This window comes from Xanthobacter sp. DMC47 (genome assembly GCF_056313845.1).
In genome coordinates, this window is record NZ_JBQUZM010000004.1 from 969,546 (window position 1) to 996,106 (window position 26,561).

Annotated in this window: 23 protein-coding genes; 11 read left to right on the plus strand and 12 right to left on the minus strand. The window is 68.5% G+C overall.

Annotated elements, in window-relative coordinates:
• Nucleotides 1-18 precede the first annotated feature (18 nt).
• Complete coding sequence (locus ACT54R_RS16315; protein ID WP_476327965.1) at nt 19-555, plus strand: hypothetical protein; 537 nt, start codon at nt 19-21, stop codon at nt 553-555.
• Here ACT54R_RS16315 and ACT54R_RS16320 read toward each other — a convergent pair.
• Both ACT54R_RS16320 and ACT54R_RS16325 read right to left on the minus strand, forming a co-directional pair.
• Complete coding sequence (locus ACT54R_RS16320) at nt 521-1,855, minus strand: MFS transporter (protein WP_476327967.1); 1,335 nt, start codon at nt 1,853-1,855, stop codon at nt 521-523. The two genes, ACT54R_RS16315 and ACT54R_RS16320, sit on opposite strands and share 35 nt — an antisense overlap.
• Before the next feature lie 24 nt (nt 1,856-1,879).
• Nucleotides 1,880-2,563 (minus strand): PRC-barrel domain-containing protein, encoded by a 684-nt coding sequence (locus tag ACT54R_RS16325; protein ID WP_476327969.1) that lies wholly within the window; start codon nt 2,561-2,563, stop codon nt 1,880-1,882.
• Nucleotides 2,564-2,853: 290 nt separating this feature from the next.
• On the opposite strand from ACT54R_RS16325, the gene ACT54R_RS16330 reads away from it, so the two are divergent.
• Nucleotides 2,854-4,620, plus strand: a complete 1,767-nt coding sequence (locus tag ACT54R_RS16330) for an ABC transporter ATP-binding protein (RefSeq protein ID WP_476329207.1) — start codon at nt 2,854-2,856, stop codon at nt 4,618-4,620.
• 13 nt (nt 4,621-4,633) lie between these two features.
• On the opposite strand, the gene ACT54R_RS16335 is transcribed toward ACT54R_RS16330, so the two are convergent.
• Nucleotides 4,634-5,023 (minus strand): hypothetical protein, encoded by a 390-nt coding sequence (locus tag ACT54R_RS16335; RefSeq protein ID WP_476327971.1) that lies wholly within the window; start codon nt 5,021-5,023, stop codon nt 4,634-4,636.
• Nucleotides 5,024-5,551: 528 nt separating this feature from the next.
• Between ACT54R_RS16335 and ACT54R_RS16340 the strand changes: the two genes are divergently transcribed.
• Complete coding sequence (locus tag ACT54R_RS16340; protein ID WP_476327973.1) at nt 5,552-7,414, plus strand: TRAP transporter large permease; 1,863 nt, start codon at nt 5,552-5,554, stop codon at nt 7,412-7,414.
• A 12-nt stretch (nt 7,415-7,426) separates the two neighbouring features.
• On the opposite strand, the gene ACT54R_RS16345 is transcribed toward ACT54R_RS16340, so the two are convergent.
• From ACT54R_RS16345 to ACT54R_RS16365, 5 genes are all read right to left on the minus strand, one after another.
• Complete coding sequence (locus ACT54R_RS16345) at nt 7,427-8,566, minus strand: mandelate racemase/muconate lactonizing enzyme family protein (protein WP_476327975.1); 1,140 nt, start codon at nt 8,564-8,566, stop codon at nt 7,427-7,429.
• A gap of 33 nt (nt 8,567-8,599) precedes the next feature.
• Nucleotides 8,600-9,568, minus strand: a complete 969-nt coding sequence (locus tag ACT54R_RS16350; RefSeq protein WP_476327977.1) for a hydroxyacid dehydrogenase — start codon at nt 9,566-9,568, stop codon at nt 8,600-8,602.
• On the minus strand, nt 9,558-10,460 hold the full coding sequence (locus ACT54R_RS16355) for a fumarylacetoacetate hydrolase family protein (RefSeq protein WP_476327979.1): 903 nt from the start codon (nt 10,458-10,460) through the stop codon (nt 9,558-9,560). Before ACT54R_RS16355 ends, ACT54R_RS16350 begins: the two co-directional genes overlap by 11 nt.
• Nucleotides 10,461-10,463: 3 nt before the next feature.
• Complete coding sequence (locus ACT54R_RS16360; protein ID WP_476327981.1) at nt 10,464-11,606, minus strand: mandelate racemase/muconate lactonizing enzyme family protein; 1,143 nt, start codon at nt 11,604-11,606, stop codon at nt 10,464-10,466.
• Between the two features lie 73 nt (nt 11,607-11,679).
• Entirely contained in the window at nt 11,680-12,681 is a 1,002-nt protein-coding gene (locus tag ACT54R_RS16365) for a Bug family tripartite tricarboxylate transporter substrate binding protein (RefSeq protein WP_476327983.1), read from the minus strand.
• Between the two features lie 85 nt (nt 12,682-12,766).
• Between ACT54R_RS16365 and ACT54R_RS16370 the strand changes: the two genes are divergently transcribed.
• Nucleotides 12,767-13,480 carry a GntR family transcriptional regulator gene (locus ACT54R_RS16370; RefSeq protein ID WP_476327985.1) on the plus strand — a complete coding sequence of 238 codons (714 nt, stop codon included), beginning with the start codon at nt 12,767-12,769 and terminating at the stop codon, nt 13,478-13,480.
• Between the two features lie 72 nt (nt 13,481-13,552).
• Here the strand turns inward: ACT54R_RS16370 and ACT54R_RS16375 are convergent, their stop codons facing one another.
• Entirely contained in the window at nt 13,553-14,782 is a 1,230-nt protein-coding gene (locus ACT54R_RS16375) for an ABC transporter substrate-binding protein (protein WP_476327987.1), read from the minus strand.
• Between the two features lie 47 nt (nt 14,783-14,829).
• Nucleotides 14,830-16,113: a hydroxymethylglutaryl-CoA reductase, degradative gene (locus ACT54R_RS16380; RefSeq protein ID WP_476327989.1), complete on the minus strand. Its 1,284-nt coding sequence runs from the start codon at nt 16,111-16,113 to the stop codon at nt 14,830-14,832.
• Nucleotides 16,114-16,333: 220 nt separating this feature from the next.
• Here ACT54R_RS16380 and ACT54R_RS16385 point away from each other — a divergent pair, with 220 nt between their 5' ends.
• A complete protein-coding gene (locus ACT54R_RS16385; protein WP_476327991.1) occupies nt 16,334-17,743 on the plus strand; it encodes an aminotransferase-like domain-containing protein in 1,410 nt (469 codons plus the stop codon).
• 2 nt (nt 17,744-17,745) lie between these two features.
• Here ACT54R_RS16385 and ACT54R_RS16390 read toward each other — a convergent pair whose 3' ends face one another.
• On the minus strand, nt 17,746-18,621 hold the full coding sequence (locus tag ACT54R_RS16390) for an amidohydrolase family protein (RefSeq protein ID WP_476327993.1): 876 nt from the start codon (nt 18,619-18,621) through the stop codon (nt 17,746-17,748).
• Nucleotides 18,622-18,632: 11 nt separating this feature from the next.
• Complete coding sequence (locus ACT54R_RS16395; protein ID WP_476327995.1) at nt 18,633-20,330, minus strand: IlvD/Edd family dehydratase; 1,698 nt, start codon at nt 20,328-20,330, stop codon at nt 18,633-18,635.
• Nucleotides 20,331-20,596: 266 nt separating this feature from the next.
• On the opposite strand from ACT54R_RS16395, the gene ACT54R_RS16400 reads away from it, so the two are divergent.
• The 6 genes from ACT54R_RS16400 to ACT54R_RS16425 are packed head-to-tail and all read left to right on the plus strand — an operon-like array spanning nt 20,597 to nt 26,551.
• Nucleotides 20,597-21,838, plus strand: a complete 1,242-nt coding sequence (locus tag ACT54R_RS16400) for an ABC transporter substrate-binding protein (RefSeq protein WP_476327997.1) — start codon at nt 20,597-20,599, stop codon at nt 21,836-21,838.
• 3 nt (nt 21,839-21,841) lie between these two features.
• Entirely contained in the window at nt 21,842-22,801 is a 960-nt protein-coding gene (locus tag ACT54R_RS16405; RefSeq protein ID WP_168458953.1) for a carbohydrate ABC transporter permease, read from the plus strand.
• A 1-nt stretch (nt 22,802) separates the two neighbouring features.
• Nucleotides 22,803-23,663 carry a carbohydrate ABC transporter permease gene (locus ACT54R_RS16410; RefSeq protein ID WP_476327999.1) on the plus strand — a complete coding sequence of 287 codons (861 nt, stop codon included), beginning with the start codon at nt 22,803-22,805 and terminating at the stop codon, nt 23,661-23,663.
• A 7-nt stretch (nt 23,664-23,670) separates the two neighbouring features.
• A complete protein-coding gene (locus tag ACT54R_RS16415; RefSeq protein ID WP_476328001.1) occupies nt 23,671-24,828 on the plus strand; it encodes an ABC transporter ATP-binding protein in 1,158 nt (385 codons plus the stop codon).
• The gene (locus ACT54R_RS16420) at nt 24,828-25,847 is read left to right on the plus strand and encodes a Gfo/Idh/MocA family protein (RefSeq protein WP_476328003.1); all 1,020 of its coding nucleotides are present in this window, start codon (nt 24,828-24,830) and stop codon (nt 25,845-25,847) included. Before ACT54R_RS16415 ends, ACT54R_RS16420 begins: the two co-directional genes overlap by 1 nt.
• A complete protein-coding gene (locus ACT54R_RS16425; RefSeq protein WP_476328005.1) occupies nt 25,844-26,551 on the plus strand; it encodes a GntR family transcriptional regulator in 708 nt (235 codons plus the stop codon). Before ACT54R_RS16420 ends, ACT54R_RS16425 begins: the two co-directional genes overlap by 4 nt.
• Nucleotides 26,552-26,561 lie beyond the last annotated feature (10 nt).

The window sequence follows — 26,561 nt, forward strand, 5'->3', positions numbered from 1 at the left end:
GTGAAACCGCCCATAACCATGACGCCCGCCCACGAGATCCCCATCGGTATCCGCCGCAAGGCCATCGCGGTCCATGAGGCGGGGCATGCGCTGGTGGCCATCCTCCTCAAGCGGGACGTGACGGAGGCGCTGCTGCGCCCGCCGGACGGGCTGAGCGGGGAAACGCGCTTTGCCGACGCGGAAAGCTTGCCCCTCGACCTCTCGCTCGAGGCCGACCGGCGGCGGGTGGCCGAAGCCATCGTCGTGCTCATGGCCGGGCAGGTGGCGGAGGCGGAATACTGGCGGCGGCACGCCTCGCTCTATGCGCCGAAGGTGAATTCCCACCGCAGCGACGCGGCGGAGGTCCGCACGCTCAAGGCGGGCCTTGCCCTTAGCCCCGAGCAGGACGCGCTGTTCACCGGCTACTGCATCGAGAAGGCGAAGAAGCTGGTGCTGCAGGATCCCGCGCAGGCGGCCATCCAGGAGATGGCCATGCGGCTGTCCGAGACCATGGGCATCCTGCGGGCGGAGATGAACGAGATCATGTCCCGCCACCGGGTGGGGCTTCGGAAATAAGCTCCCCCGCCCGCCCCCGGGTCTCCGGCATGGCGAGAAGCACCGCGAGGAAGCCGAGCGCGGCCAGGACGGCCAGCGTCTCGAAGGCGGCGAAGCTGCCGAAGCGGTCGGCGACGATGCCCGCCAGCAGCGTGCTAATGGACGCGCCGATGCCCATGGCGCAGCCCACCGCGCCCTGTGCCAGGTTGAAGTGGCCGCTCTTGTGGGCGACATCGAACACAACCAGCGGCACCAGCACGCCGAACACCGCCGCCGACAGGCCGTCCAGAAGCTGGATCGCCACCAGCCCCACCGGCTCCGTGACGGTGGCGAACAAGAGCCCCCGCACCACCAGCGCGCCAAACCCCGCAAGCAGCAGCGGCCGCCGCCCAAGGCTCTGGGCGAGGCGCCCCGCCAGCGGCGACAGGACGGTGACGGTGAATTGCGGCACCACCATCGCAGCCGCCACCATGACGGTGGCGGCCTCGCTGGAGCGCATGGTGAGCATGCTCGCGGCGAGCGGCAGCATGGCCGCATTGGCGAGGTGGAACGCCATGACGCAGCCGGCGAAGATCACCAGCCGGCGATTTCGCGCGAGGGCGAGAAGGCCGGCGCCGAGGCCGCCGGTGCGGGCGTCCCGCACGTCCTCCCCCTCCGGTCGGGGCGGAGCCGCCACCTCCTCGGCGCGGATGCGCGAGAGGGCAAGCAGCGCCGGGATGACCATGAGCGCGGTGAGATAGAACACCGCGTGGCTCGACACATAGTAGCCCACCGCCCCCATGGCGGCGGCGGCGATGCCGGTTCCGGCCGAGGCGAAGGCGGCGTTGCGTCCAAGCCGCTCCCCCACCTGCCCCGGCGCCGCGAGCCGCACGCTCATCGCCACCAGCGCCAGCCCGGCGACGCAACTGGCGGCGGCGTGGACCACCCGCGAGGCCGCCACCACCGCGAACACCGGCCACAGCGCAAAGGCCAGCGCCGCCCCGCCGATCAGAATCAGGGAGACAGCAATCGCCGCGCGCAGCGCCTTCAGCCGGTCCACGAACGCCCCGAGGGGGATCTGCCCCCCGAGGCTCACCAGCGAGCCGATGGTGAGGACGAGGCCGATATCCGCTTGCGTCCATTTCTGCGTGGTGAGGAAGACGGCGATGAATGGCCCGAAGCCGGTCTGCACATCGGCGATGAAGAACACCAGCCCGTCCAGCCCGTGCCGGCTCCGCGCCGTGGCGGGCGGCGGTGGTTGCGGGGCGCGCGCCGGCTGCACGGATGGGTGCGAGGCCGCGTCGTCCCGCTGGCTGAGCTGCCTGTCGATCACGTCGGCCATGCCGCTGCGTTCCCCACTCGACGTCTACGGCTTCGCGGCGGCGTCAGCGGGTGGCGGCGGGCCAAGGGAAGGCGCAGGCACCGGATTCGGAGGCGGCGGGCTCGGAGGTGACGGGCGGGGCGCGGCCGCCGGCGTGGGGTCGGCCCGGCCGACGATCACCACCGGCTCACCGGGCTTGTAGACCGGCGCGGTCCGCAGCTGGTCGCGGGAGAGATCGGCGCCGATGGCCTCCATGGCCCCGGAGGCGGGGAAGTGCAGCACCCGCCAGTCCACGGCGATCTTGCGCGTGCCCACCCCGAGGAACCCGCCGAAATCGATGATCGCGGCGCGGATGGTCCCGGCGCGATCCACCATCACGTCCACCACGCGCCCCATGTCATCGCCACTGGCGCCCTTCACCGGCTTGCCGAGGAGTGTTTCGGCCACGCTCCCATCGAGCACCACGGCGGGCGTCTCCACTGTCGGCCGCGCCGGCGCGGCGGGGGGTGGCGCAGGGGGGACAGGTGCGGGGGTCGGGGATGCGGAGGGGGCAGGCTCGGCCGGCACCGCCGGTTGCGCCAGCGCCGGACCCGGAAGGAGGAGGGCTGCAAGGGCAAGATGCCGCAGCCACCCTTGCATGGCCCGGGCGGCATCGCGACCCGGCCGCGCGCCCGTATCTCCGATGAACTGCGTCAGCGCAGGCCCCTGCTGCCGCTCGTGGTTTTCCATGCCTGCCCTCCTGACGCGCCGCGCGCGAAAGCGGCGCCGTGCCCACGCCGGATGGCGCAGTGCAGCGAATTCGTCACCGGTGGGAAACGAACACGGCCCCGCAGCGTTCCGGGTTCGTGCGTCAAGAGCGCCAGAACCTTCCGGACCCATTGTCCCGAACCGCGCGAGGGCCTGTGACCACATTGCAATCCGAGGGGCAGGCCTGCCCCACGCCGCCCCATCTGCTGGGTTCGTCCTGGCTCCGCCGCCGTGGCGCGCAGACGGGCTCAAGCCGCGCTCAAGCCGCGCCGGTGGACCTCTGCCGCTACGCGCAAAGGCCCCTCGCCTTCCTCGGGCGTTATGTGGCGCGACACCGGGTGCTGCATGCCGTGATCCTGATCGCGGTGCTCGGCGCGGTCGCGGCTTCCGTCAGCACGCAATATGGCGTGAAGCTGCTGGTGGACGCGCTCTCCACCTCCCCCGCCCCCGGCGCCGTCGCTCCGTGGACCGCCTTCGCCGTACTGGTCGGCTTCATCGCGACCGATACCCTGCTCTGGCGCGTGGCGAGCCTGTGCGCCGCCTATGCCTTCGTGGCGGTGACGGGCGATCTGAGGTCGGACCTGTTCCGCCACCTCACCGGCCATGCCCCCGGCTATTTCACCGAGCGCCTTCCGGGCGTGCTGACCAGCCGCGTGACGGCCACGTCCAACGCCGTGTTCCAGATCGAGAACATGTTCGTGTGGAACGTGCTGCCGCCCTGCGTCGCCACCTTCGGCGCCATCCTCTTCCTCTCCCTCGTCAGCGTGGAGATGGCGGCGGTGCTGGTAGCGGTGGCGGGGCTCGTGATGTTCGTCATGTTCCGCATCGCCGCCGCCGGCAAGCCGCTTCACCATTCCTTCGCCGACAAGGCGGCGGCGGTGGACGGGGAAATGGTGGACGTGGTGGGCAACATGGCGCTGGTGCGCGCCTTCGGCGCCATCTCGCGCGAGCATCGCCGGTTCGACGCGACGGTGGCAGAGGAGATGACCGCCCGCCGCCGCAGCCTCATCTATCTGGAGCGCCTGCGCCTGCTCCATGCCGGCGTGGTGGTGGTGATGACCATCGGCCTCCTCGCCTGGGCCATCACCCTCTGGCAGAGCGGGCGGGCCAGCGCCGGCGACGTGGTGCTGGTGTGTACCCTCGGCATCTCGGTGCTCAGCGCCACCCGCGATCTCGCCGTCGCGCTGGTGGACGTGACGCAGCACCTCGCCCGCCTGTCCGAGGCTCTGTCCACCCTGCTTTCCCCGCACGAGATGCGCGACCATCCGGAGGCATCCGCCCTGGTGCCCGCCGGGGCTCGCGTCAGCTTCGAGAACATCTCCTTCGGTTTTCCCAACGGCCGGCGGGTGTTCGAGAATTTCAGCGCCGAGATCGAGGCTGGGCAGCGCGTGGGGCTGGTGGGCCCCTCCGGCGGCGGCAAGTCCACCCTGGTCGCTTTGCTCCAGCGCTTCTACGCGCTCGACGGCGGCCGCATCCTCATCGACGGGCAGGACATCGCGCGGAGCACCGAAGCGAGCCTGCGCCAGACCATCGCGCTGGTGCCGCAGGACACGGCCCTGCTCAACCGCAGCCTGCGCGAGAACATCCGCTACGGCCGGCCCGAGGCGGACGACGACGAGGTGTGGGAGGCGGCGGTGGCCGCGCGCTGCCTGCCCTTCATCGAGGAGATGCCGCAGGGGCTCGACACCATCGTCGGCGACCGTGGCGTGAAGCTCTCCGGCGGGCAGCGCCAGCGCATCGCCATCGCCCGCGCCTTCCTCAAGAACGCGCCCATCCTCATCCTCGACGAAGCCACTTCGGCGCTCGATACCGAGGCCGAGGAGGCGATCCGTGCCGCGCTCGAGCGGCTGATGACCGGCCGCACCGTCATCACCATCGCCCACCGCCTCTCCACCCTGCGCAAGTTCGACCGCATCCTGGTGCTGCGCGGCGGCCGGCTGGTGGAGAGCGGCCCGCCCGAGGAGCTGATGCGCCGGCCGGGGGTCTACCGCGATCTCGTCTCACGCGAACTGGGCCGGCTCTCCGAGCAGGCGGTATGACCGTTAAGCCCCATCACAGGCTCTTCCGGCAGGCGCCCTCGGATGTGATGCGGACATCGCGGACGGTGGTCTCGCGCCTGAAGGCGCCGTCGGCCCGATGGATGGTGATCGATTGATATTGCGCCGCACCCGGATTCTCGTCCCGGCAGGTGATGATATCCGGACCGACCGCGCACCGGCCGGCAGCGACGAAGACGTCGCGCGCTCCATCGAACGCAAAGACCTCACCCGCCTTCGGATCGACCCTATAGGCCTTGGAAAAGCTGAAGGTGTCCGAGGACGGCGCCGCGGGACCGGCACACCGCAGGAAAAGCACCTCATCCCCGGACGGCGCCTGCGCGCCACGCTCGGCGGCCTTCCCACAATCCATCAAGATCGGAAATGCCAGCAGGGCGCAGGCCATGGCGACTGCACAATGACGCATAGGGCACCAGAATTACGAACCTCCGCCCCAGTGCCAAACATACCTGCCTCATAGTCTCCGCCGAAGTCGGTGCATGTCAGTAAGTGTAAATCAACATGCACGCCGCATCGCCGATCAGACGGCGCAGATGAGCGAATTCTTGTGATTTCCCGTTTTTACAGACCCCGACAGGCCGAACGTTCATTTCTTCTTGTTTCCCTGTGTTTCCACGCGCTCCCACCCGCACCCGTCGCCGCCGCATCTTCCCTCGCGACGCCACCGATGACGCGCGAGGATGACGCCATGCTGCAGTGCGAGCTTTGCGTGCGATTGCAGCACGAACACCTTCCCTTGGGGCCGGAACGCAAAAAATGCCGGGGGCAAGCCCCCTAGATCGGTGCGGCGCAGGCTGATCGCGCGCTTACCCTCTTGAGCCCGCATCGATCTTCGGGGACGGTTCAGCGCATCGTCTTGAGTCGGCACTCCGGACGTGGACGCGAAAAGCCTGCACCGTGCCAAGGGGTTTCCATGTCGCTACACACCCATGACCATTCGGACGTCACCGGACGCGTGTGGGCGGTCAAGGCCAGCGCCATCCTCGGCTGGCTGACGGAGATTCCCGCCGCGGTGCTGGTGGTGGCGGAAATCCTCGTGCTACTGGCAGGCGTCATCTTCCGCTATGCCCTGCACAAGCCGCTCATCTGGTCGGATGAGCTGGCCTCTATGCTCTTCCTCTGGCTCTCCCTGTTCGGCTCGGTGATCGCGCTGAACCGCGGCGAGCACATGCGCATGACGGCCATCGTCGGCATGATGCAGCCGCGCGCCCGTGCCTTCTTCGACATGATCGCCATTGCCGCAGCCGTCGCCTTCCTGCTGATGATCCTCCACCCGGCCATCGAGTATGCGCAGGAGGAAGCCTATGTGGTGATGCCGGCGCTGGAGATTCCCAACACCTGGCGCGCCGCCGCCATTCCGGTGGGCACGGCGCTTATGCTGATGGTGGGTCTGCTCAAGCTCGCCCAGCACGCCACGGGGCGCGATGCGGTGATCGCCATCCTCGTGGTCGCCGCCATCGTCGGCGGCTTCTATGCCCTCGGTCCGGTGTTCCGGACGCTGGGCAACTACAACCTCTTGATCTTCTTCCTGTTCGGCGTGGGCGTCATGGTGCTGATGGCGGTGCCCATCGCCTTCTCCTTCGGCCTTGCCACCTTCGCCTACATCTCGCTCTCCACCCACACGCCGAGCATGGTGGTGATCGGCCGCTTCGACGAGGGCATGGGTCACCTCATCCTGCTCGCCGTGCCGCTGTTCGTGTTCCTCGGCCAGCTCATCGAGATGACCGGCATGGCCAAGGCCATGGTGGCCTTCCTCGCCAGCCTGCTCGGCCATGTGCGCGGCGGCCTGCATTATGTGCTGGTGGGCGCCATGTATCTCGTCTCGGGCATCTCCGGCTCCAAGGCCGCCGACATGGCCGCCGTCGCCCCGGTGCTGTTTCCGGAAATGACCAAGCGCGGTGCCAAGCCGGGCGACCTCGTGGCGCTGCTCTCGGCGACCGGTGCGCAGACCGAGACCATCCCCCCCTCCATCGTGCTCATCACCATCGGCTCGGTCACGGGCGTGTCCATCGCCGCTTTGTTCACGGGCGGCCTGCTGCCGGCGCTGGTGCTCGCCGTTGCCCTGTGCTCGGTGGTGTGGTGGCGCTATCGCGACGAGGATCTCAGCGGCGTCGCCAAGGCGAGCTGGGGCGAGGTGGGGCGCGCCTTCATCATCTCCGTGCCTGCCATCGCCTTGCCCTTCGTCATCCGCGCGGCGGTGATCGAGGGCGTCGCCACCGCCACGGAGGTCTCCACCATCGGCATCGTCTATTCGGTGGTGGCGGGCCTGCTCATCTATCGCCGTTTCGATTTCCGCCGCCTGTTCCCCATGCTGGTGGATACGGCAGCGCTCTCCGGCGCCATCCTGTTCATCATCGGCGCCGCCACGGGCATGGCGTGGGCGCTGACCCAGTCCGGCTTCTCCAACGCACTGGCCGAGGCCATGCGTGCCCTGCCGGGCGGGGCGGCGAGCTTCCTCGCGGTTTCCATCGTGGCGTTCGTCGTGCTGGGCTCGGTGCTGGAGGGCATCCCCGCCATCGTGCTGTTCGGCCCCCTCCTCTTCCCCATCGCCAAGCAGGTGGGGGTGAACGAGGTGCACTATTCCATGGTGGTGATCCTCGCCATGGGCATGGGCCTGTTCGCGCCGCCCTTCGGCGTCGGCTATTACGCCGCCTGCGCCATCAGCCGCATCAGCCCGGATGCGGGCATGAAGCCCATCGTGGGGTACATGATCGCGCTGCTCATCGGCCTCATCATCGTCGCCGCCGTGCCGTGGATCTCCACCGGCTTCCTGTGAGGCGAGAAGCGATCACACGTAGCACGGGCCTTCGATGAGGGGGTGGGCGGCGAGGAAGGCCTCGTCCACCTCGATGCCGAGGCCTGGCCCCTCGCGGCAGGTGACGGTGCCGTCCGGCGAGAGCTGGTACGGCAGGCCGCACACCTCGTCGCGGAACGGGTTGTGGTGGGCGACGTCGCCCTCGAAATAGCCGGGGTTGTCCACCGCGCACATCAAATGCAGCGTCGCCACCATGTTGATGCCGGTGGCGGAGGTGTGCGGGTTCACCGACATCTTCCAGGCGGAGGCGAGCACCGCGATGCGGTGGCATTCGGTGATGCCGCCGGCCTTGGAGAGGTCCGGCTGCGCGAAGGAAACGGCGCCGTCCGCGATCAGCCGGGTGAACTCGAAGCGGGTGTAGTGGTTCTCCCCCGCCGCCAGCGGCACGGTGCCGAGCTTCGCGGCGTCCTGATAGCTGCGGTAATCGTGCGGCGGGAACGGCTCCTCGAACCAGCCCACCTTCGCCGCCTCATAGGCCGGCATCACCCGGCGCACGTCGTCCAGAGAGCAGCCGGTGTTGCCATCGACGAGAATGTCGATCTCGTCTCCCACCGCAGCGCGCACCGCCTCCACCCGCGCAATGTCGCGCCGGGGCGCGTCACCCACGCGCAGCTTCAGGGCGCGATAGCCCTGCGCCACGTAGGATTGCGCCTCCTCGGCAAGCGCGGAAGGCTCCTGCCAGCCGAGCGAGATGCCGCCGGCATAGGCCTTGATCTTCTTCGGCGCCCCGCCCAGCAGGCGATGGATAGGCGCATTCATCGCCTTGCCGCGGATGTCCCATAAGGCGATGTCGAGCCCGCTCAGGGCCAGCGCCGCCGCCGCGCCCATGCCGTGGCTGGCGAGTTGCATGCGGTAGACCTTCTGCCACACGCCCACCACGTCCAGCGCATCCATGCCCAGCACCAGCTCGGACAAGGTGGTGTCGATGAGCTTCGCCACCGCGCCCGGGCAGCGGCCGTGATGGGCCTCGCCCCAGCCGACGATGCCTTCGTCCGTCTCCACCCGCACGAGCACGGAATCGCGCTTCACCGCCCGGCCGATGCCCAGCGTGACGTTCTTGCCCTCGGGCACGCGGAAGGAGACGGGGACGGCACGGATGGAGGCGATGCGCATGAGGCTCTCTCGGGTTCTGGCTCTGTAGCGCGGTCAGCCGCGCGCGGCGCGATAGTCGGGATTGACGAGGTTCTGCGGCTCCCCGCCCCTCAGGATACGCAGCACCTCCTCGGCGGCGCCGATGCTCATGGCCCGCATGGAGGTGGCGGTGATGCCGGCGAGGTGGGGTGTCATCAGCAGGTTCGGCAGGTCGAAGAGCGGGCTGTCCGGCGGCACCGGGTGAGCGTCATAGACATCGGTCGCCGCCCCCGCGATCCATCCCGCCTTGAGGGCGGTGAGGAGCGCCTGCGTATCCACGATGGGGCCGCGCGCCGGATTGATGAGCAAAGCGGACGGCTTCATGCGGGCGAGCAGCCGCCCGTCCACGAGGCCCTTGGTCTGCGGCGTCAGCGGGCAGGCGATAACCACCGCGTCGCTCTGGGCGAACAGGGCCTCCAGATCGACGCTCTCGATGCCCTCCACAGCCCCGCCGGAGCGGGACGCGCCGATGACGCGCATGCCGAACCCGGCCCGCGCGATGGCCGCGACCCGCTGGCCGATGGCGCCGAGCCCGATGATGCCGAGGGTCGAGCCCGCGATCTCGCTGGTGCCGTCCCCCAGCCCGCGAGCCGGATTCCAGCCCTCCGCGCGCAGGCGCGCATCGATCCGCGCCAGCGGCCGGCGCAGATGGAAGAGGGCGGAGAACACGTATTCCGCCACGGTCTGCGTGTTGCTGCCCGGCAGGTTGGCCACCGGGATGCCCCGGGCGGTCGCCGCTGCGACGGGAATGAAATCAAGCCCCACCCCGTGGCGCACCACACCCCTGACGCGCTCCGCGCCCTCGAACACGTCGTCCGGGAGCTTGGCCCGCACGATCACCACATCGGCCTCGCGGGTGAGGCGGCGCAGGGTGTCATCGGAGGTGTCGGCGCCGACGACGATTTCGGCAACGCCCTCCAGCAGCGCCGCGCCGTCCGGATGCAGCGCATTGGTAGCGAAGACGATCGGCCGCTCACGGACCATAAGGCGCACCTTCCACGATGGGATTGACCAGAGTGCCGAGCCCTTCCACGCGGGCGCGCACCACGGAGCCGGGCCGGAGCCAGGCCGGCGGCTTGCGCATGCCCGCGACACCGGCCGGCGTGCCGGTGGCGATCACGTCGCCCGGCTCCAGCGTGTGGGCCTGCGAAAGGCGCGAGACCAGATCGGCGATGTCGAACACGAGGTCGGACGAGATGCCTTCCTGCAGCCGGTTGCCGTCAACGTCGAGGGAGAGCGCAAGCGCGTGCGGATCGGCGATCTCGTCGGCGCTGGCGAGGAAGGGGCCGAGGGGGCCGAAGGTCGGCAGATTCTTGCCGCGGGTGAAGCCGCCGTCGCGCTTGATCATCTCGCTGGCGCTGATGTCGTTGAACACGGCGTAGGCGACGACGTGGGAGAGCGCCTCCTCGCGCGTCACCCTCTCCGCCCGCCGGCCGATGACGGCGGCGATCTCCACCTCATAGGTACAGCCGCCGACGTCCGGCGGCAGCAGGATCGGCGCGCCCGGCCCGACCACGGTGGAGGCCTGCTTCATGAACAGCACCGGCTCGGCCGGAGCCGCCATGCCCCGCTCGGCCAGCGCATCGCGATAATTGAAGGCGAGCGCGTAGATGCGCGGCGGCACATAGGGCGCCAGCAGGTCCACCTCGCTCGCCGGGAGCCGAGCGGCCCCGGCAAGGCCGTGGGCAGCGATGCGCTCAACCATCGCCGGCAGGCCGGCGAGGATCAGCGCATGGACATGCGGCGCGACACCGCCGAGGGCATCGGCCATGGCCGGATGGGCGAGGTCGAACACCACGTCATCGGCGCCCGCGCCATCGCCTTCAAGGACGCCGGCACGGTCCTCGCCGGCGTGGCGGAAGCTCACGAAGCGCATGGCTCAACCCACCCGATAGCGGTCGATGACCGAGCGGTCGATCTCGATACCGAGGCCCGGACCGGTGGGGATCTTCACCCGTCCGCGCTCCTGCACGATGGGCTCCTTGGCGAGGTGGTCGCGGAACGGGTTCTCGCACTGCTCGAACTCCAGCAGCGGCTCGAAAGGGAACAGGCTCGGCGGCTGGTCGGCGAGGGAGCCGAGGAAGTGGAGCGTCGCGGCGATGCCCACCGCCGAGCCCCATGCGTGGGGCACGCACTCGACGCCATGGGTGGAGGCGAGCGTGGCGATCTTCTTGCACTCGGAGAGGCCGCCCGCGGCGCACACGTCCGGCTGCACGATGTCCATGGCCTTGCGCACGATGGCGTCGCGGAAGCCCCAGCGGGTGAACTCGTTCTCGCCGCCGGCCACCGCCATGTCGAGGGCGCGGGCGACCTCCACATAACCATCAATGTCCTCCGGCGAGATGGGCTCCTCGAACCACTCCACGTCCAGCTCTTCCAGCTTGCGGCCGAGGCGGATGGCGACGGGCACGGAGAAGGCGTGGTTGGCATCCACCATGAGGCGGATGTTGGGGCCGATCGCGTCGCGCACCGCCTTCACGCGCTCGTAGTCCTTGGCGATGTTGCCAAGGCCGATCTTCATCTTGATGGCCTTGAAGCCTTCATCCACGTAGCCGGTGGCTTCCTCCACCGCCTCGCCCACCAGATTGTCGAAATCGATGAAATAGAGGCCGGTGGCGTAGCAATCCACCTCGGTGCGGAAGGCGCCGCCGAGGAGCTTGTGCACCGGCTTGCCGCAGCTCTTGCCGATGATGTCCCACAGGGCGATGTCGATGCCGCTGATGGCGGCGATGGACATGCCCTTGTTGCCGTAATCCTTGATGCGGTTGTAGAGGTCTTCCCAGATCACCTCCACGTCGAACGGGTCGCGGCCGAGGATGCGCGGGCCGAACTGGGTCTCGATGAAGGCCTTTGCGACGGCGGAGGGGCCGTAGCACTCGCCCCAGCCGACGATGCCGTCGGCCGTCTCGATCTCCACCAGGCAGGTGCCGCGCGTCTTGTAGAGCCAGCCCCGCGACGAGGTGAACGGCTTCTCGACGGGCGCCGCCATCACGTGGGCCCGGACACTCTTGATGACGCTCACGTCGCGCCCTTTCTTATGGATCGGGAAGGAAAGAAGGGCGCGGGCGATGCGAGGCCCGCGCCGCTGCCGGGCGTTATTCCGCGCCCTTGAACACTTGGGTGGCGACCGCGTTCAGCGACTTCTGCACGGCGTTCACCTCCGCATCGAGGGCATCGCCGGTGAGGTCGTCCACCAGCACGCCGTTCTCCGCCGCGAAGGTCTTGAAGCGCGGGTCCTGGATGGACTTGCGGAAGGCCTCGACCAGCGTCTTGCGCACCTCCGGCGGCATCTTCGCCGGGCCGACGATATAGGCCATCTGCACCACCGGGCCATAGGGGAAGACGTCGAAGCCCTTCTCCTTCATGGTCGGCACGTCGGGGAAGACGGTGAGGCGCTGGTTGTCGAAGATGGCGATGGGCTTCACCTGCCCCGCCTTGATCTGCGCGATGCTCTCGGAGGGCTTCAGCACCGCCGCGTCGATCTGGCCGCCGGCAAGGTCGGTGATGACCTTGGCGCCGCCCGGATAGGGCACGTTCACATAATCGACGCCCGCCGCCTTGGCGGTCATGGTCGCGAAGATGTGGTTGATGTTGTAGCTGCCCGGCGTGCCGATGGTGATCTTGCCGGGATTGGCCTTCATCTGGGCGACGAAGGCGTCCACGTCCTTCGCCCCGTCCGTCTTCACCAACAGCATCAGCGGGTCGCTGGACACGCGGGCGATGCCGGCGAACTGGTCGTTGCGCAGCGGCGTCTTGTTCTGGGCGATCATGGACAGGGTGGACGAGGTGCCCATGCCAATGGTGTAGCCATCCGGGTTGGCGCTGGCGACGCGACCCATGCCTATGGTTCCGGTGCCGCCGGGCACATTGTCCACGATGATGCGCACGCCGTTCTCGGCGAGGATCGGCGCCAGCACGCGCGCGGCGATGTCGTTGGAACCGCCCGCGTTCCACGGAACGATGAGGCGCACCTCGCGGCTCGGGAACTTGTCCTGGGCAGTGGCGCTCCCGGCTGACGCGAGGAGGACCGTCCCCACAGTCGCTCCGAGGGCCAGAGCCGGGGCAAAGCCCCGGGCGAGGGCAAGGCTGTGCTTCATTGGCGCGTCTCCCTTTTGTTGTTTGTTATAACAAACGACATATAAGCTGCTTGTCAACGCGCTTTTCCAGTGCTCCCCTTGGAAGATGGACACGCAAGCCACCGTCGCCGACCGCAACCTCTCCCGGCTCTCCCGCGAGCCCCTGTGGGATCGCGCCCATGCGCAGCTGCGGGAGGCGCTTCTGGCCGGGCGGTTCGAGCCGGGCAGCGCGCTGGTGCTGCGCCAGCTGGCGGAGACGTTCGGCACGTCCATCACCCCCGTGCGCGATGCCATCGCCCGGCTCGTCGCGCAGGGGGTGCTGGAACAGGGGCCGCGGAATTCCGCGCTGGTGCCGGACCTGCGCAGGAGCGCACTGGTGGACATCACCATGGTCCGCTGCGAGCTGGAAGGCCGCGCCACCCGCGAGGCGGCCGCGAAGGCGAGCCCGGCCGACATCGACGCGCTGGACGCCTTGCTCGTGGACATGCGGGGCATGATCGCCCGGCGGGCACTTGAGGCCTATCTCGACGTCCACCGCCGCTTCCATTTCGGCATCTATGCGCTAGCCGGCATCCCCATCCTCGACGAGATGATCGAGAATCTCTGGCTGCGCTGCGGGCCGATCCTGTCCTTCGTGGTGCCCGAATATGTGGTGCTGCTGAAAGGCACGGACCATCACCAGGCCGCCCTCGACGCGCTGCGCCGCCGCGACGGCGCCGCGGCCGAGGCGGAGATCGTGGCCGACATCGAGGAGGCCGGGCGCTATCTCCTCGGCCTCGCCGATCCGACCGGCCGCATCCGCCGCCGCACGCCGGCCTGACCGACACAAAAAACCCCGGCCTGGAGGACAGGCCGGGGCGCGATCTTAGGCGGATGCGCGGAGCGCGCTGGCTCAGCCCTTCACCATCGGGCAGTTGCCTTCGGCGATGGGGCGGAAGGCGTCCTTGGCGGGGATGGTCTCGACGAGGTTGTAATAGTCCCACGGCCCCTTGGACTGGTCCGGCGTCTTCACCTGGAACAGGTACATGTTGTGGATGTGCCGGCCGTCGGCGCGCACCTGGCCCTTGCCGAACAGCGGATCGTCGGAGGGCATCTCCTTCATCTTCGCCACCACCTTCTGGCCCTCGGTGGTGTTGGCCGCGGCGGCGGCGCGCAGATAGTGGAGCGCGCCGGAATAGACGCCCGCCTGGTTTGCGGTGGGCCGGCGCCCGTTCATCTGCGCCGCGAAGCGGTCCGCATAGGCGCGGGTGCCGTCATTCATGTTCCAGTAGAAGCCTTCGGTGAGGAACAGGCCCTTGGCCACCGGCAGGCCGAGGGAATGCACGTCAGTTAGCTGCATGAGAAGGGCGGCGAGGCTCTGCTTCTGGGTGAGGCCGAACTCGGCCGCCGCCTTCACCGAATTGATGGTGTCGCCCACCGCATTGGCGAGGGCCACCACCTGCGCGCCGCTCGCCTGCGCCTGAAGGATGAAGGAGGAGAAGTCCGAAGCGTTCGTCGGATGCCGCACGGCGCCGAGAATCTTGCCGTTCTCCGCCTTCACCACCGCCATGGCGTCGGCCTCCAGCGCATGGCCGAAGGCGTAGTCGGCAGTGACGAAGAACCAGGTGTCCTTCTTCGCCTTCAGCAGCGCCAGCGCGGTGCCGTGGGCCAGCGCCCAGGTGTCGTAGGTCCAATGCACCGTATTGGGCGAGCACTTCTCGCCCGTGAGCAGGGCAGTTCCGGGGCCGGAAGCGATGAAGGCTACGTTCGAGCCGCGCGCCGCCTCCTGCACCGCCAGCGCGACGGAGGAGAAGGGCACGTCGAGGATCGCGTCCACCGTGCCGTCGGCGATCCACTTGCGGGTCGTTGCCGAGCCGATGTCCGGCTTGTTCTGATGATCGACGGAGATCACCTCCACCTCGATGCCGGGATGCTCCTTCTTGAAGTCCTCAGCCGCGAGGCGCGCCGAGACCACCGAGCCCATGCCGGTGGAATCGGAGGCAAAGCCCGACAGATCGGTCAGCACGCCGAGACGGATCTTGTTGCCGGGGATTTCCGCGCGGGCGGGCGTCGGCGCGGCGAGATGCGCCGCGGCGAGGAAGGCGGCGCCCGCGGCGAGCGCGAGCCGGGTTGTCCTGAGCATGGTTTTCTCCCTGTGTGTTCTTTTGACTGTTCTTGAAACCCGCGCGGTCAGCCGCCGCGCACCTCTTCGAGCACCTTCTGCGCCACGTCCATGCGCACGCTGGCCCGCTCCACGAGAAGGCGGGCCACGCGGTCGATCTCCTCGCCCACGGCACCGGCCATCATCGCGATGTTCTGGGCATGCAGCGCCATGTGGCCCTTCTGGATGCCGGTGGTGGCGAGGGCCTTCAGTGCCGAAAAGTTCTGCGCCAGCCCCACCGCCGTGATGATGCGGGCCAGCCGTTCGGCGGTGGTGACACCGAGGATGGCGAGGCACGCGCGCGCCGTGGGATGTACCTTGGTGGCGCCGCCGATGAGGCCCACCGCCAGCGGCAACTCGATGGAGGCGGAAAGGTTGCCGTCCTTGTCCACCTCATAGGTGGTGAGCGAGGTGTAGCGGCCCGAGCGGGCGGCGTAGGCGTGGGCGCCAGCCTCCACCGCGCGGGTGTCGTTGCCGGTGGCGAGCACCACGGCGGAAATGCCGTTCATGATGCCCTTGTTGTGGGTCGCGGCGCGGTAGGGATCGGCGGCGGCGAACTCATAGGCGGAAACGATGCCGTCGCGCACGGCCTCGCCGCCGATGTCGGCGGCCTTCCACACCGCCCGGGCGCGGGCGAGGCGGCGGTCGGCGAGGTTGGAGAGGATGCGCAGATAGACCCGCCCGCCGCTCCACGCGGCGATAGAGGGCGCGAGCTTCTCCGCCATGGTGTTCACCGCGTTGGCGCCCATGGCGTCGCGCGTGTCGACGATGAGATGGGTGACCACCATGGTGCCCGACGGCGTGTCCAGCAGGCGCACCTCAAGGTCGCGGAAGCCGCCGCCCAGCGACACCAGCACCGGATCGCACGCATCGCACGCGGCCTTGATCTCATCCCGCTTCTCCAGAATGCGGATGCGCGCGCCGGCCGGGTCCGCCACGTCGACCGCCTGAACCTGCGCGATCATCAGATTGCCGGAGACCGAGGTGAAGAAGCCCGTCTCGTAATTCTGCTTCGCCGCATTGCAGACGGCGGCGACCACGGAGGATTCCTCCGTCGCCATGGGGATCAGCACGTCCTCGCCGTCGATCTTCATGTTGGTGGCGACGCCCACCGGAATGTTCATGGTGCCGATGACGTTCTCGATCAGCTTGTCGGCGAGCACCGGATCGAGATTGCCCATGTTGGCGAGGTGCGCGACCTGTGCCTCGTCCAGCCCCGCGAAGCCGGCGACGAGATCGAGCCGGTCGCGCGGGCTCAATTTGTGGAATCCGGCAATGCGGGAGGAACGGTTGGTGCCGGCGGCGCTGGTCATCTTCGGGCCTTCCTGTGGTCGCGCGGCAGCGCCGGGCGGCGGACGCGAGGCAGGCGCGAAGGCAAGGCCCGCCCCAGAGGTGGCGCGGCAACCGGCGTTTCCGTCCCTGTCTCTTGTCGGCCGCGCGTGGCGTGCCTGTTGGGGCGGACTTTCCGCTGCGGCGAAGGGTACGGCAAGGAACACTTTGCGTTGGAAACGATGCAGCCGTACCCTTCATTTCATGGGTACGATCGAGCAACTCCTCCAGGAGGATGAGAGCCTGACGCGGGTGGACGCGGTGGTCCGCCTCCTGTCGCGCCGCATCGATGCCGGCCAGTTGCGGCCGGGGGAGAAGCTGCCCTCCATCCGCGCCGCCTTCGCGGCCTATGGCGTGTCGCGCAACACGCTGGTCGAAGCCTATGAGCGGCTCGCCGCCTCCGGGCGGATAGAGGCGCGGCCGGGCTCCGGCTTCTATGTGATGCGCACCCGCGCCGCCCCGGTGCACCCGCCAGCCGTGCCCGCCGTCATCGAGGCGGTGGACAGCGTGTGGCTGCTGCGCGAGCAGCTGGAGCAGCATTACGACGTGCGCGTCGGCGACGGCCGCCCGCCCCCCTCATGGATGGAGGGCTCGGAGGTGGGGCGCTATCTCAAGCCCATCAACCGTCCCGGACGCCGCCCCTTTCCGGCAAGCTACGGCAGCCCCTTCGGCTTTCCCCTGCTGCGCGAGGCCATCGCCGGTTTGCTCGCCGAGCGGGCCATCGCCGCCGATCCCGGGCGGGTGCTGCTGACACAGGGCGCGAATCACGCGCTGGACCTGATCGTACGCATGCTGGTGGAGCCGGGCGACACCGTGCTGGTGGATTCGCCCGGCTATTATCCCCTCTTCGGCAAGCTGCGCCTCGCCAAGGCGCGCACCCTCGGCGTCCGCCGCACGCCCGAGGGGCCGGACGTGGCGGACCTCGCGGAGAAGGCCGCGCAGTCCGGCGCCAAGCTGTTCTTCACCCAGTCGCTGGCGCACAACCCGACCGGCTCGTCCCTGACGCCGGCGGTGGCCTATCGCCTGCTGCAGGTGGCCACGCGCCACGGATTGCTCGTGGTGGAGAGCGACCCGTTCGCGGACCTCCTCCCCGCCTCCCACCCGCGCCTCGCCTCGCTGGACCAATTGGAGCGGGTGATCCATGTGGGCACCTTCGCGAAAACCCTCTCGGCGAGTCTGCGCTGCGGCTATGTGGTGGCCTCCGCCGACCTCATCGAGCGCTTGGGGGCGCTCAAGATGGTGACGAGCGTGAACTCCTCCGGCTATGTGGAGCGCATCGTCCACGATCTCATCACCTCCGGCCAGTATCGCCGCCATCTCAAGCGCCTGCGCGGCCGCGTTTCGGCGGCGACCGATCAGGCGCAGGCGACGCTGGGTCGGCTCGGCCTGCCCATCTTCGGGCCGCCCGGCGGCGGCTTCTATCTGTGGTGCGAACTGCCGGAGGGGCTGGACGACAGCGCCCTCTCCCGCCGCGCCGCCGAGCGCGGCATCCTTCTGGCGCCGGGCGCGGTGTTCCATCCCGACGCGGAGCCGCGCCGGCCGTCTTTGCGCATCAATGTCGCCTATGCGGACGATCCGCGCTTCGAGAAATTCATGGGCGAGATCTTGGGCTGATCTCAATCGAAGCCGTAGAGGGCGGCCGGATTGTCGATGAAGATGCGGCGGCGGATTTCCGCATCGGCACGGTCGAGGCCCAGCATGAGGGCGGGGTCGAGGTCGTCGGGCATCGCCTCGAACAGCTCGGTGTGCGGCCAGTCGCTGGCCCAGAGCATCCGGTCGCTGCGACAGGCGATCAGCGCCGATACATAGGGCGCGAGCGCGCCGTAGCCGTCCGGCCCGCGCAGGCACAGGCGGTAGGGCGCGGAGAGCTTCACCCAGAGATTGCCTTCGGCGACCAGCTCCAGCACTTCGCCAAACGGGCCGCCCGCGAGCGGCAGGCCGGGCGCGAGGAAGCCCATATGGTCGAGCACCACCGGCACCGGACAGGCCCGCACGACGGGCGCGAGGCTGAAGCCTTCGCCGATCACCGCCTGAAGCTGGATGTGCCAGCCGAACGCCCCGATCCGCCCGGCGAGGCGCGCCAGATCCTCCAGCGAGAGCCCGCCGGGATTGCGCCGGTTGACCCTGATGCCGCGCACGCCCGACGCGTGGAGCGCGGCCAGCTCCGCGTCGCTCACCTCCGGCGCCACCACGACCACCCCGCGCAGGCGTTCCGGATCAAGCCGCAGCGTGTCGAGCAAAGCGGAATTATCCGTGCCATAGACGCTCGGCTGCACCAGCACCGCGCGGTCGATGCCAAGCGCCGCCATCACCGGCCGGTAGGCGTCGAACGTCACCGGCTGCGGCGTGTAGTTGCGCCCGGCGACCAGCGGATAGCGCTCGGGCGGGTCGAACACGTGCATGTGCGTGTCGCAGGTTCCGGGCGGCAGCACGCGCACGGCGGGCGCCGCCGAAATGGGGCGCGGCGGCAGGCAGAGCGGGGCGTCCCTCATGATCGCGCGCCTCAGCGCGGGACCATGAAGTCGAAATCGCAGCCCTCGTCCGCCTGCAGCACGCTTTGCTGGAACAGGCGGGCGTAGCCCCGCTCCGGCAGCGGCCGCTCCGGCACATCCGCGAGGGCGGCGCGGCGGCGGGCGAGCTCGTCTTCCGCCACCAGAAGGTCGATGCGCCGACCCTCTACGTCGAGACGGATCATGTCGCCGCTCTGAACCAATGCCAGCGGCCCGCCCACCGCCGATTCCGGCGTGATGTGCAGCACGATGGTGCCGAAGGCCGTGCCGCTCATGCGCGCGTCGGAGATGCGCACCATGTCCTTCACGCCCTGCCGCCCGAGCTTCTTGGGGATGGGCAGATAGCCCGCCTCCGGCATGCCCGGCGCGCCCTTGGGGCCGGTGTTGCGCAGCACCAGCACATCCTCGGCGGTGACGTCGAGGTCGGGATCATCGATGCGCGCGGCCATGTCGGCCACCGAATCGAACACCACGGCCCGGCCCGTGTGCTGGAGCAGCCGCTCGCTCGCCGCCGCCTGCTTCAGCACGGCGCCGCCAGGGGCGAGATTGCCGCGTAGCACCACCATGGAGCCCTGCGCCTTGATGGGGTTGGAGCGGGGCCGGATCACATCCTGTCCGGGAACCTCCTCGGCGTTCGCGACCATCTCGCGCAGGGTGCCGCCATGCACAGTGGGGGCATCGAGATCGATGAGATCACCGAGCTGCTTCAGCAGCTTGGGCACGCCGCCGGCATGGTGGAAATGCTCCATGTAATGGGCGCCGGAGGGCTTGAGATCCACAAGCACCGGCACGTCGCGGCCAATGGCGTCCAGCGTCTCCAGCTCCAGCTTCACGCCGGCGCGGTTGGCGATGGCGGTGAGGTGGATGATGCCGTTGGTGGAACCGCCGATGGCCTGCATCACCACCAGCGCATTGTGGAAGGCCGCGGGGGTGAGCAGTTCGCTCGGCTTCGGCCCGCCTTCCACCGCGAGTCGCGCGGCAACCTTGCCGCTCTGTTCGGCGAGCCGCACGCGCTCGGCATGGGGGGCGGGAATGGACGCGCTCATGGGCAAGGAGAGGCCGAGCGTCTCGGTGATGCAGGCCATGGTGGAGGCCGTGCCCATGACCATGCAGGTGCCCACCGACGGCGCGAGACGCCCGTTCACCGTATCGATCTCCACTTCGTCGATCTCGCCGGCCCGGTGCGCGCTCCACAGGCGCCGGCAATCAGTGCAGGCGCCCAGCACCTCGCCGCGATGATGCCCCACCACCATGGGGCCGACCGGGACCACCACGGTCGGCAGGTCCACGCTCGCCGCCGCCATGATCTGCGCCGGCAGGGTCTTGTCGCAGCCACCGATCACCACCACCGAATCCATGGGCTGGGCGCGGATCATCTCCTCCGTGTCCATGGCCATCAGGTTGCGCAGGAACATGGAGGTGGGATGGGCGAAGCTCTCGTGGATGGAGATGGTGGGAAACACCATGGGCATGGCCCCGGCCAGCATCACGCCGCGCTTCACCGCCTCGATGAGCTGGGGCGCGTTGCCGTGGCAGGGGTTGTAGTCGCTGTAGGTGTTGGTGATGCCGACGATGGGACGGTCCAGCGCATCGTCCGAATAGCCCATGGCCTTGATGAAGGCCTTGCGCAGGAACAGCGCGAACCCGTCGTCGCCGTAGCTCGTCAATCCTTTTCGCAGTCCCCGCGCCATCCTCGCCTTCCTCGTGCCGATCATCGCCGACCTGAATGCGGACAATTTCCCCCTCTCGCATGATTGTCAATAATATAAGCCTCCATACGCGCCATGAGGCGAAAATTGCGCCGATCTTCGGAATCATTATTGACAATAATCCGACCGCCGCCCAGTCTCCCCGCAAACCCGGGGCATAACGGGACTTAGCGGGAGGAACGTGGATGACGGACATTCGAGGCGCTGGAAAAACGTCGTGGGGTCGCGGACTGTGCGCGGCGATCGCCATGACCGCGGCGATGGGCGGAGGCCACGCCTTCGCGCAGACCGAGATCACCATGTGGAGCAACTGGCCCGACGAGCCCGCCAAGAAAGAGTGGGTGACGGCGCGGGTGAAGGAGTTCGAGGCCGCCAACAAGCAATGCACGGTGAAGCTCAGCTTCATCCCCAAGGCGGACATCTACACCCAGGCGAAGTCAGCCGTGCGCACCGGCCAGGCCCCGGACATCTTCTACATGGAGCCGGACCAGCCCGAATTCCTCGCCGGCGGCTTCCTGGAGCCCCTCGACGGCTATATCGACCTCAACGGCCTCGAAGACTGGGCCAAGCCCGCCTGGACTTCCAAGGGCAAGGTCTATGGCGTGCCGGTGGAGGCCTATACGGTCGAGCTCTACTACAACAAGGACCTCGTGAAGAAGGTCGGCGTAGACGTGCCCGCCTCCTTCCAGCTCACGCAGGCGCAGTTCACCGACCTGGTGAAGAAGGGCGTCGCCGCCGGCATCACGCCGGTGTCGCAGGGCGTGGGCGACCGGCCCTTCCCCGGCGGCCAGCTGCTGTTTGAATCGCTGCTGCGCAAGCTCGGGCCGGATGACTACATGAAGCTCCTCAACGGCGAGCTGTCCTTCAAGGACCCGCGCGTGCAGGAGGTGATGACCTGGGTGAAGGAGCTGGTGGATGCCGGCGCCTATCCCAGGAGCTTCTCCACCCTGAAGCTCGGCGAGTCCCACTTCTACTTCTACAATTCTCCGGGCTCCCTCACCTTCCCCGATCCCAGCTGGTTCACCGGCCGTGCCTTCGCCGCGCCGGAAAAGGGCGGCATGCCGGCGAACTTCCCGCTGGGCATCATGAAGTTCCCGGCCATGGACAAGGGCGCCTGCCCGAACTGCAAGACGCTGGCGGTGGCGGGCAGCTTCGTCATGTATTCCAAGGGCAAGAACAAGGATTGTGCCGGCGCGCTGCTGAAATCCATGGCCAATGCCGAGAACGGCACCAAATGGATCAGCGAAGTGTCGCTTCAGAGCGGGCTCAAGTCCGATCCGGCCAAGATCGTCAGCCCGCACAAGGCGTATTTTGACGAGCTGAATGCCCGGAACAAGGACGTGACCTATTTCTTCGGCACGCCCCTGCTCTACTACCGGGCCAAGTGCGCCGAGACCTACATCCAGGTCATGAACAACGCCTTCCCCGCCGGCCTCATCAGCGTTGCCGATGCGGCGGAGAAGATGGATGCCGCCTGCCTGAAGAAGTGAGCGATGCCCGACGCCATTTCCATCCGAACCGCGGCCAAGAGCGGGGAGGCGAAAGCCTCCTCGCGGGCCACCCTCGCCGACCCCAGGCGCGCCACGCGGCTGGTCCTCGCCATCTTTCTCGGGCCGGCGCTGCTGGTCTATTGCGGGCTCACGGCCTATCCGGCCTTCCGCACCATCTTTGACAGCTTCTTCACCATCGAGGGCATGGACGCGACCTTCGTCGGCCTCGCCAACTATCGCGAGCTGATGGGCGACGAGACCTTCTGGGTCGCCGTGCGCAACACCTTCATCTGGTCCTTCGTCGCCCCCGTCATCGATGTCGCCACCGGCCTTCTCCTCGCCCTCGCGCTCTATGCCGGGGTGCCGTTCGCGCGCTTCCTGCGCGTTGCCTGGTTCACGCCGGTGCTGCTCTCCTACGTGGTCGTCGCGATCCTGTGGATGTGGATCTACAATTACGACTGGGGCGTGCTGAACGTGATGCTGCGGGCCATCGGCCTCGGCGATCTCGCTTCCTCCTGGCTCGGCGATCCCAACCTCGCGCTTGCCGCCGTCATCGTCACCCACGCCTGGAAGTGGGCCGGCTTCAACATGGTGGTGTGCCTCGCGGCCATCCATTCCCTGCCCAAGGAAGTACTTGAGGCCTCGGACCTCGACAATTGCGGTTGGGGCGCCAAGCTGCGCTACATCATCATCCCCATGCTGCGGCCTACATTGCTGTCGCTCTACATCCTGTCCTTCATCGGCAAGATGAAAGTCTTCGATCTCGTCTGGATCATGACCCAGGGCGGGCCTTTGTGGGCGACGGAGACGGTCTCCACCTACGTCTACAAGCGCGCCTTCAACTGGAACACCTTCGACCTCGGCTATCCCTCCGCCATCGCCACCGTGTGGTTCCTGGTGGTGTGCGCCGCGGTCATCATCCTCAACCGCGTGCTCGGCTCGCGCGAGCGGCTGGAGTATTAAGATGGCCGCAACCCTCGCAGCCAACCCCAGCCGCGCGCCGCTGCCGCGCCTGTTCTCGCGGGGCATCCTCGCGCTGGTTCTGGGCGTCTACACCATCTACCAGCTCGGGCCGTTCCTGTGGCTCGCCACCATGTCGGTGCGCACCACGGCGGAAATCAGCGCCGATCCCTATGCCTGGCCGAGCCCATTGCACCTCGACCAGTTCCGCAGCGCCTGGGTGGATTCCGACTTCGCCACCTATTTCTGGAACTCCACCCTCGTGGTGGTGGGCGCGGTGGCGGTGCTCACGATCATCGGCGCGGCGGCGGCCCATGCGCTGGCGCGCTACCGCTTCCGCGGCAACCGGATCATCTACGGCATCCTGTTCTCGTCCATCATCTTCCCCCCGCAGATCACCCTGATCTCGCTGTATCAGATCCTGGTGGACTACCATCTCTACAACAGCCTGTTCGGGCTGGCGCTGGTCTATATCTCGCTCCAGCTGCCGTTGACCGTGTATCTGCTGGAAGGCTTCTTCGCCCGCATCCCGCAGGACCTGTTCGACGCGGCCAAGATGGACGGCTACGGCGATCTCGAAATCTTCTGGCGCATCGTGCTGCCGGTGGGCATGCCGGCCATCGCCACCACGCTGATCCTGAACTTCATCCAGCTCTGGAACGAGTTCCTGTTCGCCGTGGTGCTCATCACCGATCCCGAGAAGCGCACCCTGCCCATCGGCATCCGCGCCTTCATGGGCGACCATTTCCAGGACATCGGCATGATCGCCACCGGCGTCATGATCTCGGTCATCCCGGTCATCGTCGTTTACGTCTTCTTCTCCGAAAAACTGATCCGCGGCATGACCGCCGGCGCGATCAAGTGAGGCTGCCATGGCAGTGGTGAAACTCGACAAGATCGTGAAGCGCTATGGCGGCGGCGGCCCCGTCGTAGTGGAGGACGTGGACCTCACCATCGACGACGGCGAGTTCATGGTGCTGCTCGGCCCCTCGGGCTGCGGCAAGTCCACGACGCTGCGCATGATCGCAGGGCTGGAGACCATCTCCGGCGGCACGCTCTCCATCGACGGGCGGGTGGTGAACGACGTACCTGCCAAGGACCGCGACATCGCCATGGTGTTCCAGTCCTACGCGCTCTATCCGCACATGAGCGTCGCCGACAACCTCGCCTTCGGCCTGCGCCGTCGCGCCATTCCCGGCCCCGAGATCGAGCGGCGGGTGAAGGAGGTGGCGGCGCTCCTCGGCCTCGCGCCGCTGCTGACGCGCAAGCCCAGCGCGCTCTCCGGCGGCCAGCGCCAGCGCGTCGCGCTGGGGCGGGCCATGGTGCGCGAGCCGCAGGTGTTCCTGTTCGACGAGCCGCTGTCGAACCTCGATGCGGCGCTACGCGTGAATACCCGCAGCGAGATCATCAAGCAGCACCACCGCCTCGGCTCCACCATGATCTACGTCACCCACGATCAGGTGGAGGCGATGACCATGGGCACGCGCATCTGCGTGATGAACGCCGGCAAGGTGGCGCAGATCGGCGCGCCGCTCGATGTCTATTGGCAGCCGGCCAATACCTTCGTCGCCCGCTTCCTCGGCTCGCCGCCCATGAACCTCATGGACGCCACGCTCTCCGCCGCCACCCGCCGCGCGTCGAGCCCGGCCCTCGATGCGCCGCTCGCCCGCTGGAGCGACGGCGTGCTCCAGGCGCGGGACGGGCGCAAGGTGACGCTCGGCGTGCGTGCGGAAGACATGGCCATCGATCCCGCCGCCCTCGACGGCGCACCGGGCGGACGCGTCACCGGCCGCACCATCGCGGTGGAGCCGCTGGGCGCGGAGACGCTGCTGCTGCTGGAACTGCCCGGCGGCGGGGAGATCACCGCCCGCCTGCCCCGCCACGTCACCGCCGCGCCGGAAGAGACGGTGGAGCTCTTCTTCCGGGCCGACGCCACCTATCTGTTCGACGCCGAGACGGGCGATGCCATCACCCCGCTGGAGACCGGCACCGCCGCCGTGCGCGCCGCCGTGCAGCGGAGGACACACTGATGGCTGCGCCGCTCCGCGTCGGGCTCATCGGCGCCGGCTGGGTCACCCAGCATCACCTCAGGGGCTGGGCTGCGCTGGGCGACGCCGCAAAGGTGGTGGCCATCGCCGACCCGTCCGCCGAGCGCGCCGCCGAGCGGGCGGGCGCCTTCGGCATACCCGCCGTCTTCACCGGCGCCGAGGCGATGCTGTCGGCCGGCGGCCTCGATGCGGTGGACATCGCCGCGCCCCGTGCCGTCCATGCCGAGCTGGCCCGCCTCGCCGCGCGGCATGGCCTGCCCATCCTGTGCCAGAAGCCCCTGGCCCCCACCCTGCCGGAGGCGGAGCAACTGCTTGCGGACATCGGCGGGCGGGTGCGCCTGATGGTGCATGAGAACTGGCGCTTCCGCGCCTATTACCGGCAGGCCGCCGAATGGCTCCGCGCGGGCCCCATCGGCACGGTGCGCGCCGCCCATCTCTCCCTCGTCACCTCCGGCACGGTGCCGGATGCGGAGGGGCGGTTCCAGGCGCTGGAGCGCCAGCCCTTCATGCGCGAGGAACGGCGCATGCTGGTGGCGGAGGTGCTCATCCATCATCTCGACACGCTGCGCATGCTGCTCGGCCCGCTCAAGGTGGAGGCCGCCGCCCTCAGCCGCACCTGCACCGCCATGCGGGGCGAGGACGGCGCCGTCATCCAGCTCTCCACCGCGAATGGAGCCGGCGTCTCCATCTTCGCGAGCTTCGCCGCCTATGGCGTGCCAGCGCAGCAGGCGGACCGGCTGACCATCCTCGGTGATGCCGGCACGCTCCGGCTGGACGGAAACAGCCTCTCCCTCGCTGGCCCGGCGCCGGAGCGGCTGGACTACGACCCCGAGGCGACCTATCTCGGCTCCTATGCGGCGACGATCGCCCATTTCGTCGCGTGTCTTCAAAGCGGCGCCCCCTTCGAGACGTCGCCAGAGGACAATCTGGAGACCTTGCGGCTGGTGGAAGACTGCTACACGCTTTCCGGATTCGAGACGGCGAACAGGAGCGCCGCATGAGCGAAGCGTCCCTTCCCGCGTCCATGCCCGCATCCCGCGCCGACGAGCAGGCAGAAGTCCAGCGCCGGCTGGAGGATGACATCATCTTCGGCCGTTTCGCCCCCGGCTCGCGGCTGGTGGAAGACACGCTGATGGCGCGCTACGGCGCCTCGCGCCACTACATCCGCCAGGCGCTGGTGCAGTTGGAGCGCACCGGCGTCGTGCGGCGCGAGAAGAACGTGGGCGCCACCGTGTGCTCCTATTCGGCGCAGGAGGTGCAGCAGATCTACGCGGTGCGCGAGATGCTCACCCGGCAGGCGGCTCTGATGATCCCCCTGCCCGCCCCGCCGGAGCTGATCGCCCGCCTCAAGGAGATCCAGGCCGATTATTGCCGCAACGCCGACGCCGGCAACCTGCGCGGCATCCATGAGACCAACGACCTGTTCCACCTGACGCTGTTCTCGGGCTGCGGAAATCCCTATCTCGTGCGCACGCTGCAGGACTACATGGGCTATACCCTGCCCATGCGCGCCAAGAATCTCGCGGACCATGCCGGACTCCAGCTCTCCCGCCGCCAGCACGACATCATGATCGAGCTGTTGCAGGGCACGGACAGCTGGGCGCTGGCGCAGCTCTGCGTCGATCACATGCAGTACAGCAAGGCCGACTACCTCGCGCGCACCGCCGGCACGGCGGCCTCGGGCCGGCTGGCCATCGCCGACTGACCTCCCCGCG

Bases quoted from the DNA above. Each gene is read 5' to 3' on its own strand.
- ACT54R_RS16385 (WP_476327991.1), top strand. From the start codon at position 16,334: ATGGGTACGATCGAGCAACTCCTCCAGGAGGATGAGAGCCTGACGCGG.
- ACT54R_RS16400 (WP_476327997.1), top strand. From the start codon at position 20,597: ATGACCGCGGCGATGGGCGGAGGCCACGCCTTCGCGCAGACCGAGATC.
- ACT54R_RS16415 (WP_476328001.1), top strand. From the start codon at position 23,671: ATGGCAGTGGTGAAACTCGACAAGATCGTGAAGCGCTATGGCGGCGGC.
- ACT54R_RS16420 (WP_476328003.1), top strand. From the start codon at position 24,828: ATGGCTGCGCCGCTCCGCGTCGGGCTCATCGGCGCCGGCTGGGTCACC.
- ACT54R_RS16425 (WP_476328005.1), top strand. From the start codon at position 25,844: ATGAGCGAAGCGTCCCTTCCCGCGTCCATGCCCGCATCCCGCGCCGAC.
- ACT54R_RS16365 (WP_476327983.1), bottom strand. From the start codon at position 12,681: ATGAAGCACAGCCTTGCCCTCGCCCGGGGCTTTGCCCCGGCTCTGGCC.
- ACT54R_RS16350 (WP_476327977.1), bottom strand. From the start codon at position 9,568: ATGGTCCGTGAGCGGCCGATCGTCTTCGCTACCAATGCGCTGCATCCG.
- ACT54R_RS16375 (WP_476327987.1), bottom strand. From the start codon at position 14,782: ATGCTCAGGACAACCCGGCTCGCGCTCGCCGCGGGCGCCGCCTTCCTC.
- ACT54R_RS16320 (WP_476327967.1), bottom strand. From the start codon at position 1,855: ATGGCCGACGTGATCGACAGGCAGCTCAGCCAGCGGGACGACGCGGCC.
- ACT54R_RS16380 (WP_476327989.1), bottom strand. From the start codon at position 16,113: ATGACCAGCGCCGCCGGCACCAACCGTTCCTCCCGCATTGCCGGATTC.
- ACT54R_RS16405 (WP_168458953.1), top strand. From the start codon at position 21,842: ATGCCCGACGCCATTTCCATCCGAACCGCGGCCAAGAGCGGGGAGGCG.
- ACT54R_RS16340 (WP_476327973.1), top strand. From the start codon at position 5,552: ATGTCGCTACACACCCATGACCATTCGGACGTCACCGGACGCGTGTGG.
- ACT54R_RS16355 (WP_476327979.1), bottom strand. From the start codon at position 10,460: ATGCGCTTCGTGAGCTTCCGCCACGCCGGCGAGGACCGTGCCGGCGTC.
- ACT54R_RS16315 (WP_476327965.1), top strand. From the start codon at position 19: ATGACGCCCGCCCACGAGATCCCCATCGGTATCCGCCGCAAGGCCATC.
- ACT54R_RS16390 (WP_476327993.1), bottom strand. From the start codon at position 18,621: ATGAGGGACGCCCCGCTCTGCCTGCCGCCGCGCCCCATTTCGGCGGCG.
- ACT54R_RS16345 (WP_476327975.1), bottom strand. From the start codon at position 8,566: ATGCGCATCGCCTCCATCCGTGCCGTCCCCGTCTCCTTCCGCGTGCCC.
- ACT54R_RS16335 (WP_476327971.1), bottom strand. From the start codon at position 5,023: ATGGCCTGCGCCCTGCTGGCATTTCCGATCTTGATGGATTGTGGGAAG.
- ACT54R_RS16325 (WP_476327969.1), bottom strand. From the start codon at position 2,563: ATGGAAAACCACGAGCGGCAGCAGGGGCCTGCGCTGACGCAGTTCATC.
- ACT54R_RS16370 (WP_476327985.1), top strand. From the start codon at position 12,767: ATGGACACGCAAGCCACCGTCGCCGACCGCAACCTCTCCCGGCTCTCC.
- ACT54R_RS16395 (WP_476327995.1), bottom strand. From the start codon at position 20,330: ATGGCGCGGGGACTGCGAAAAGGATTGACGAGCTACGGCGACGACGGG.
- ACT54R_RS16410 (WP_476327999.1), top strand. From the start codon at position 22,803: ATGGCCGCAACCCTCGCAGCCAACCCCAGCCGCGCGCCGCTGCCGCGC.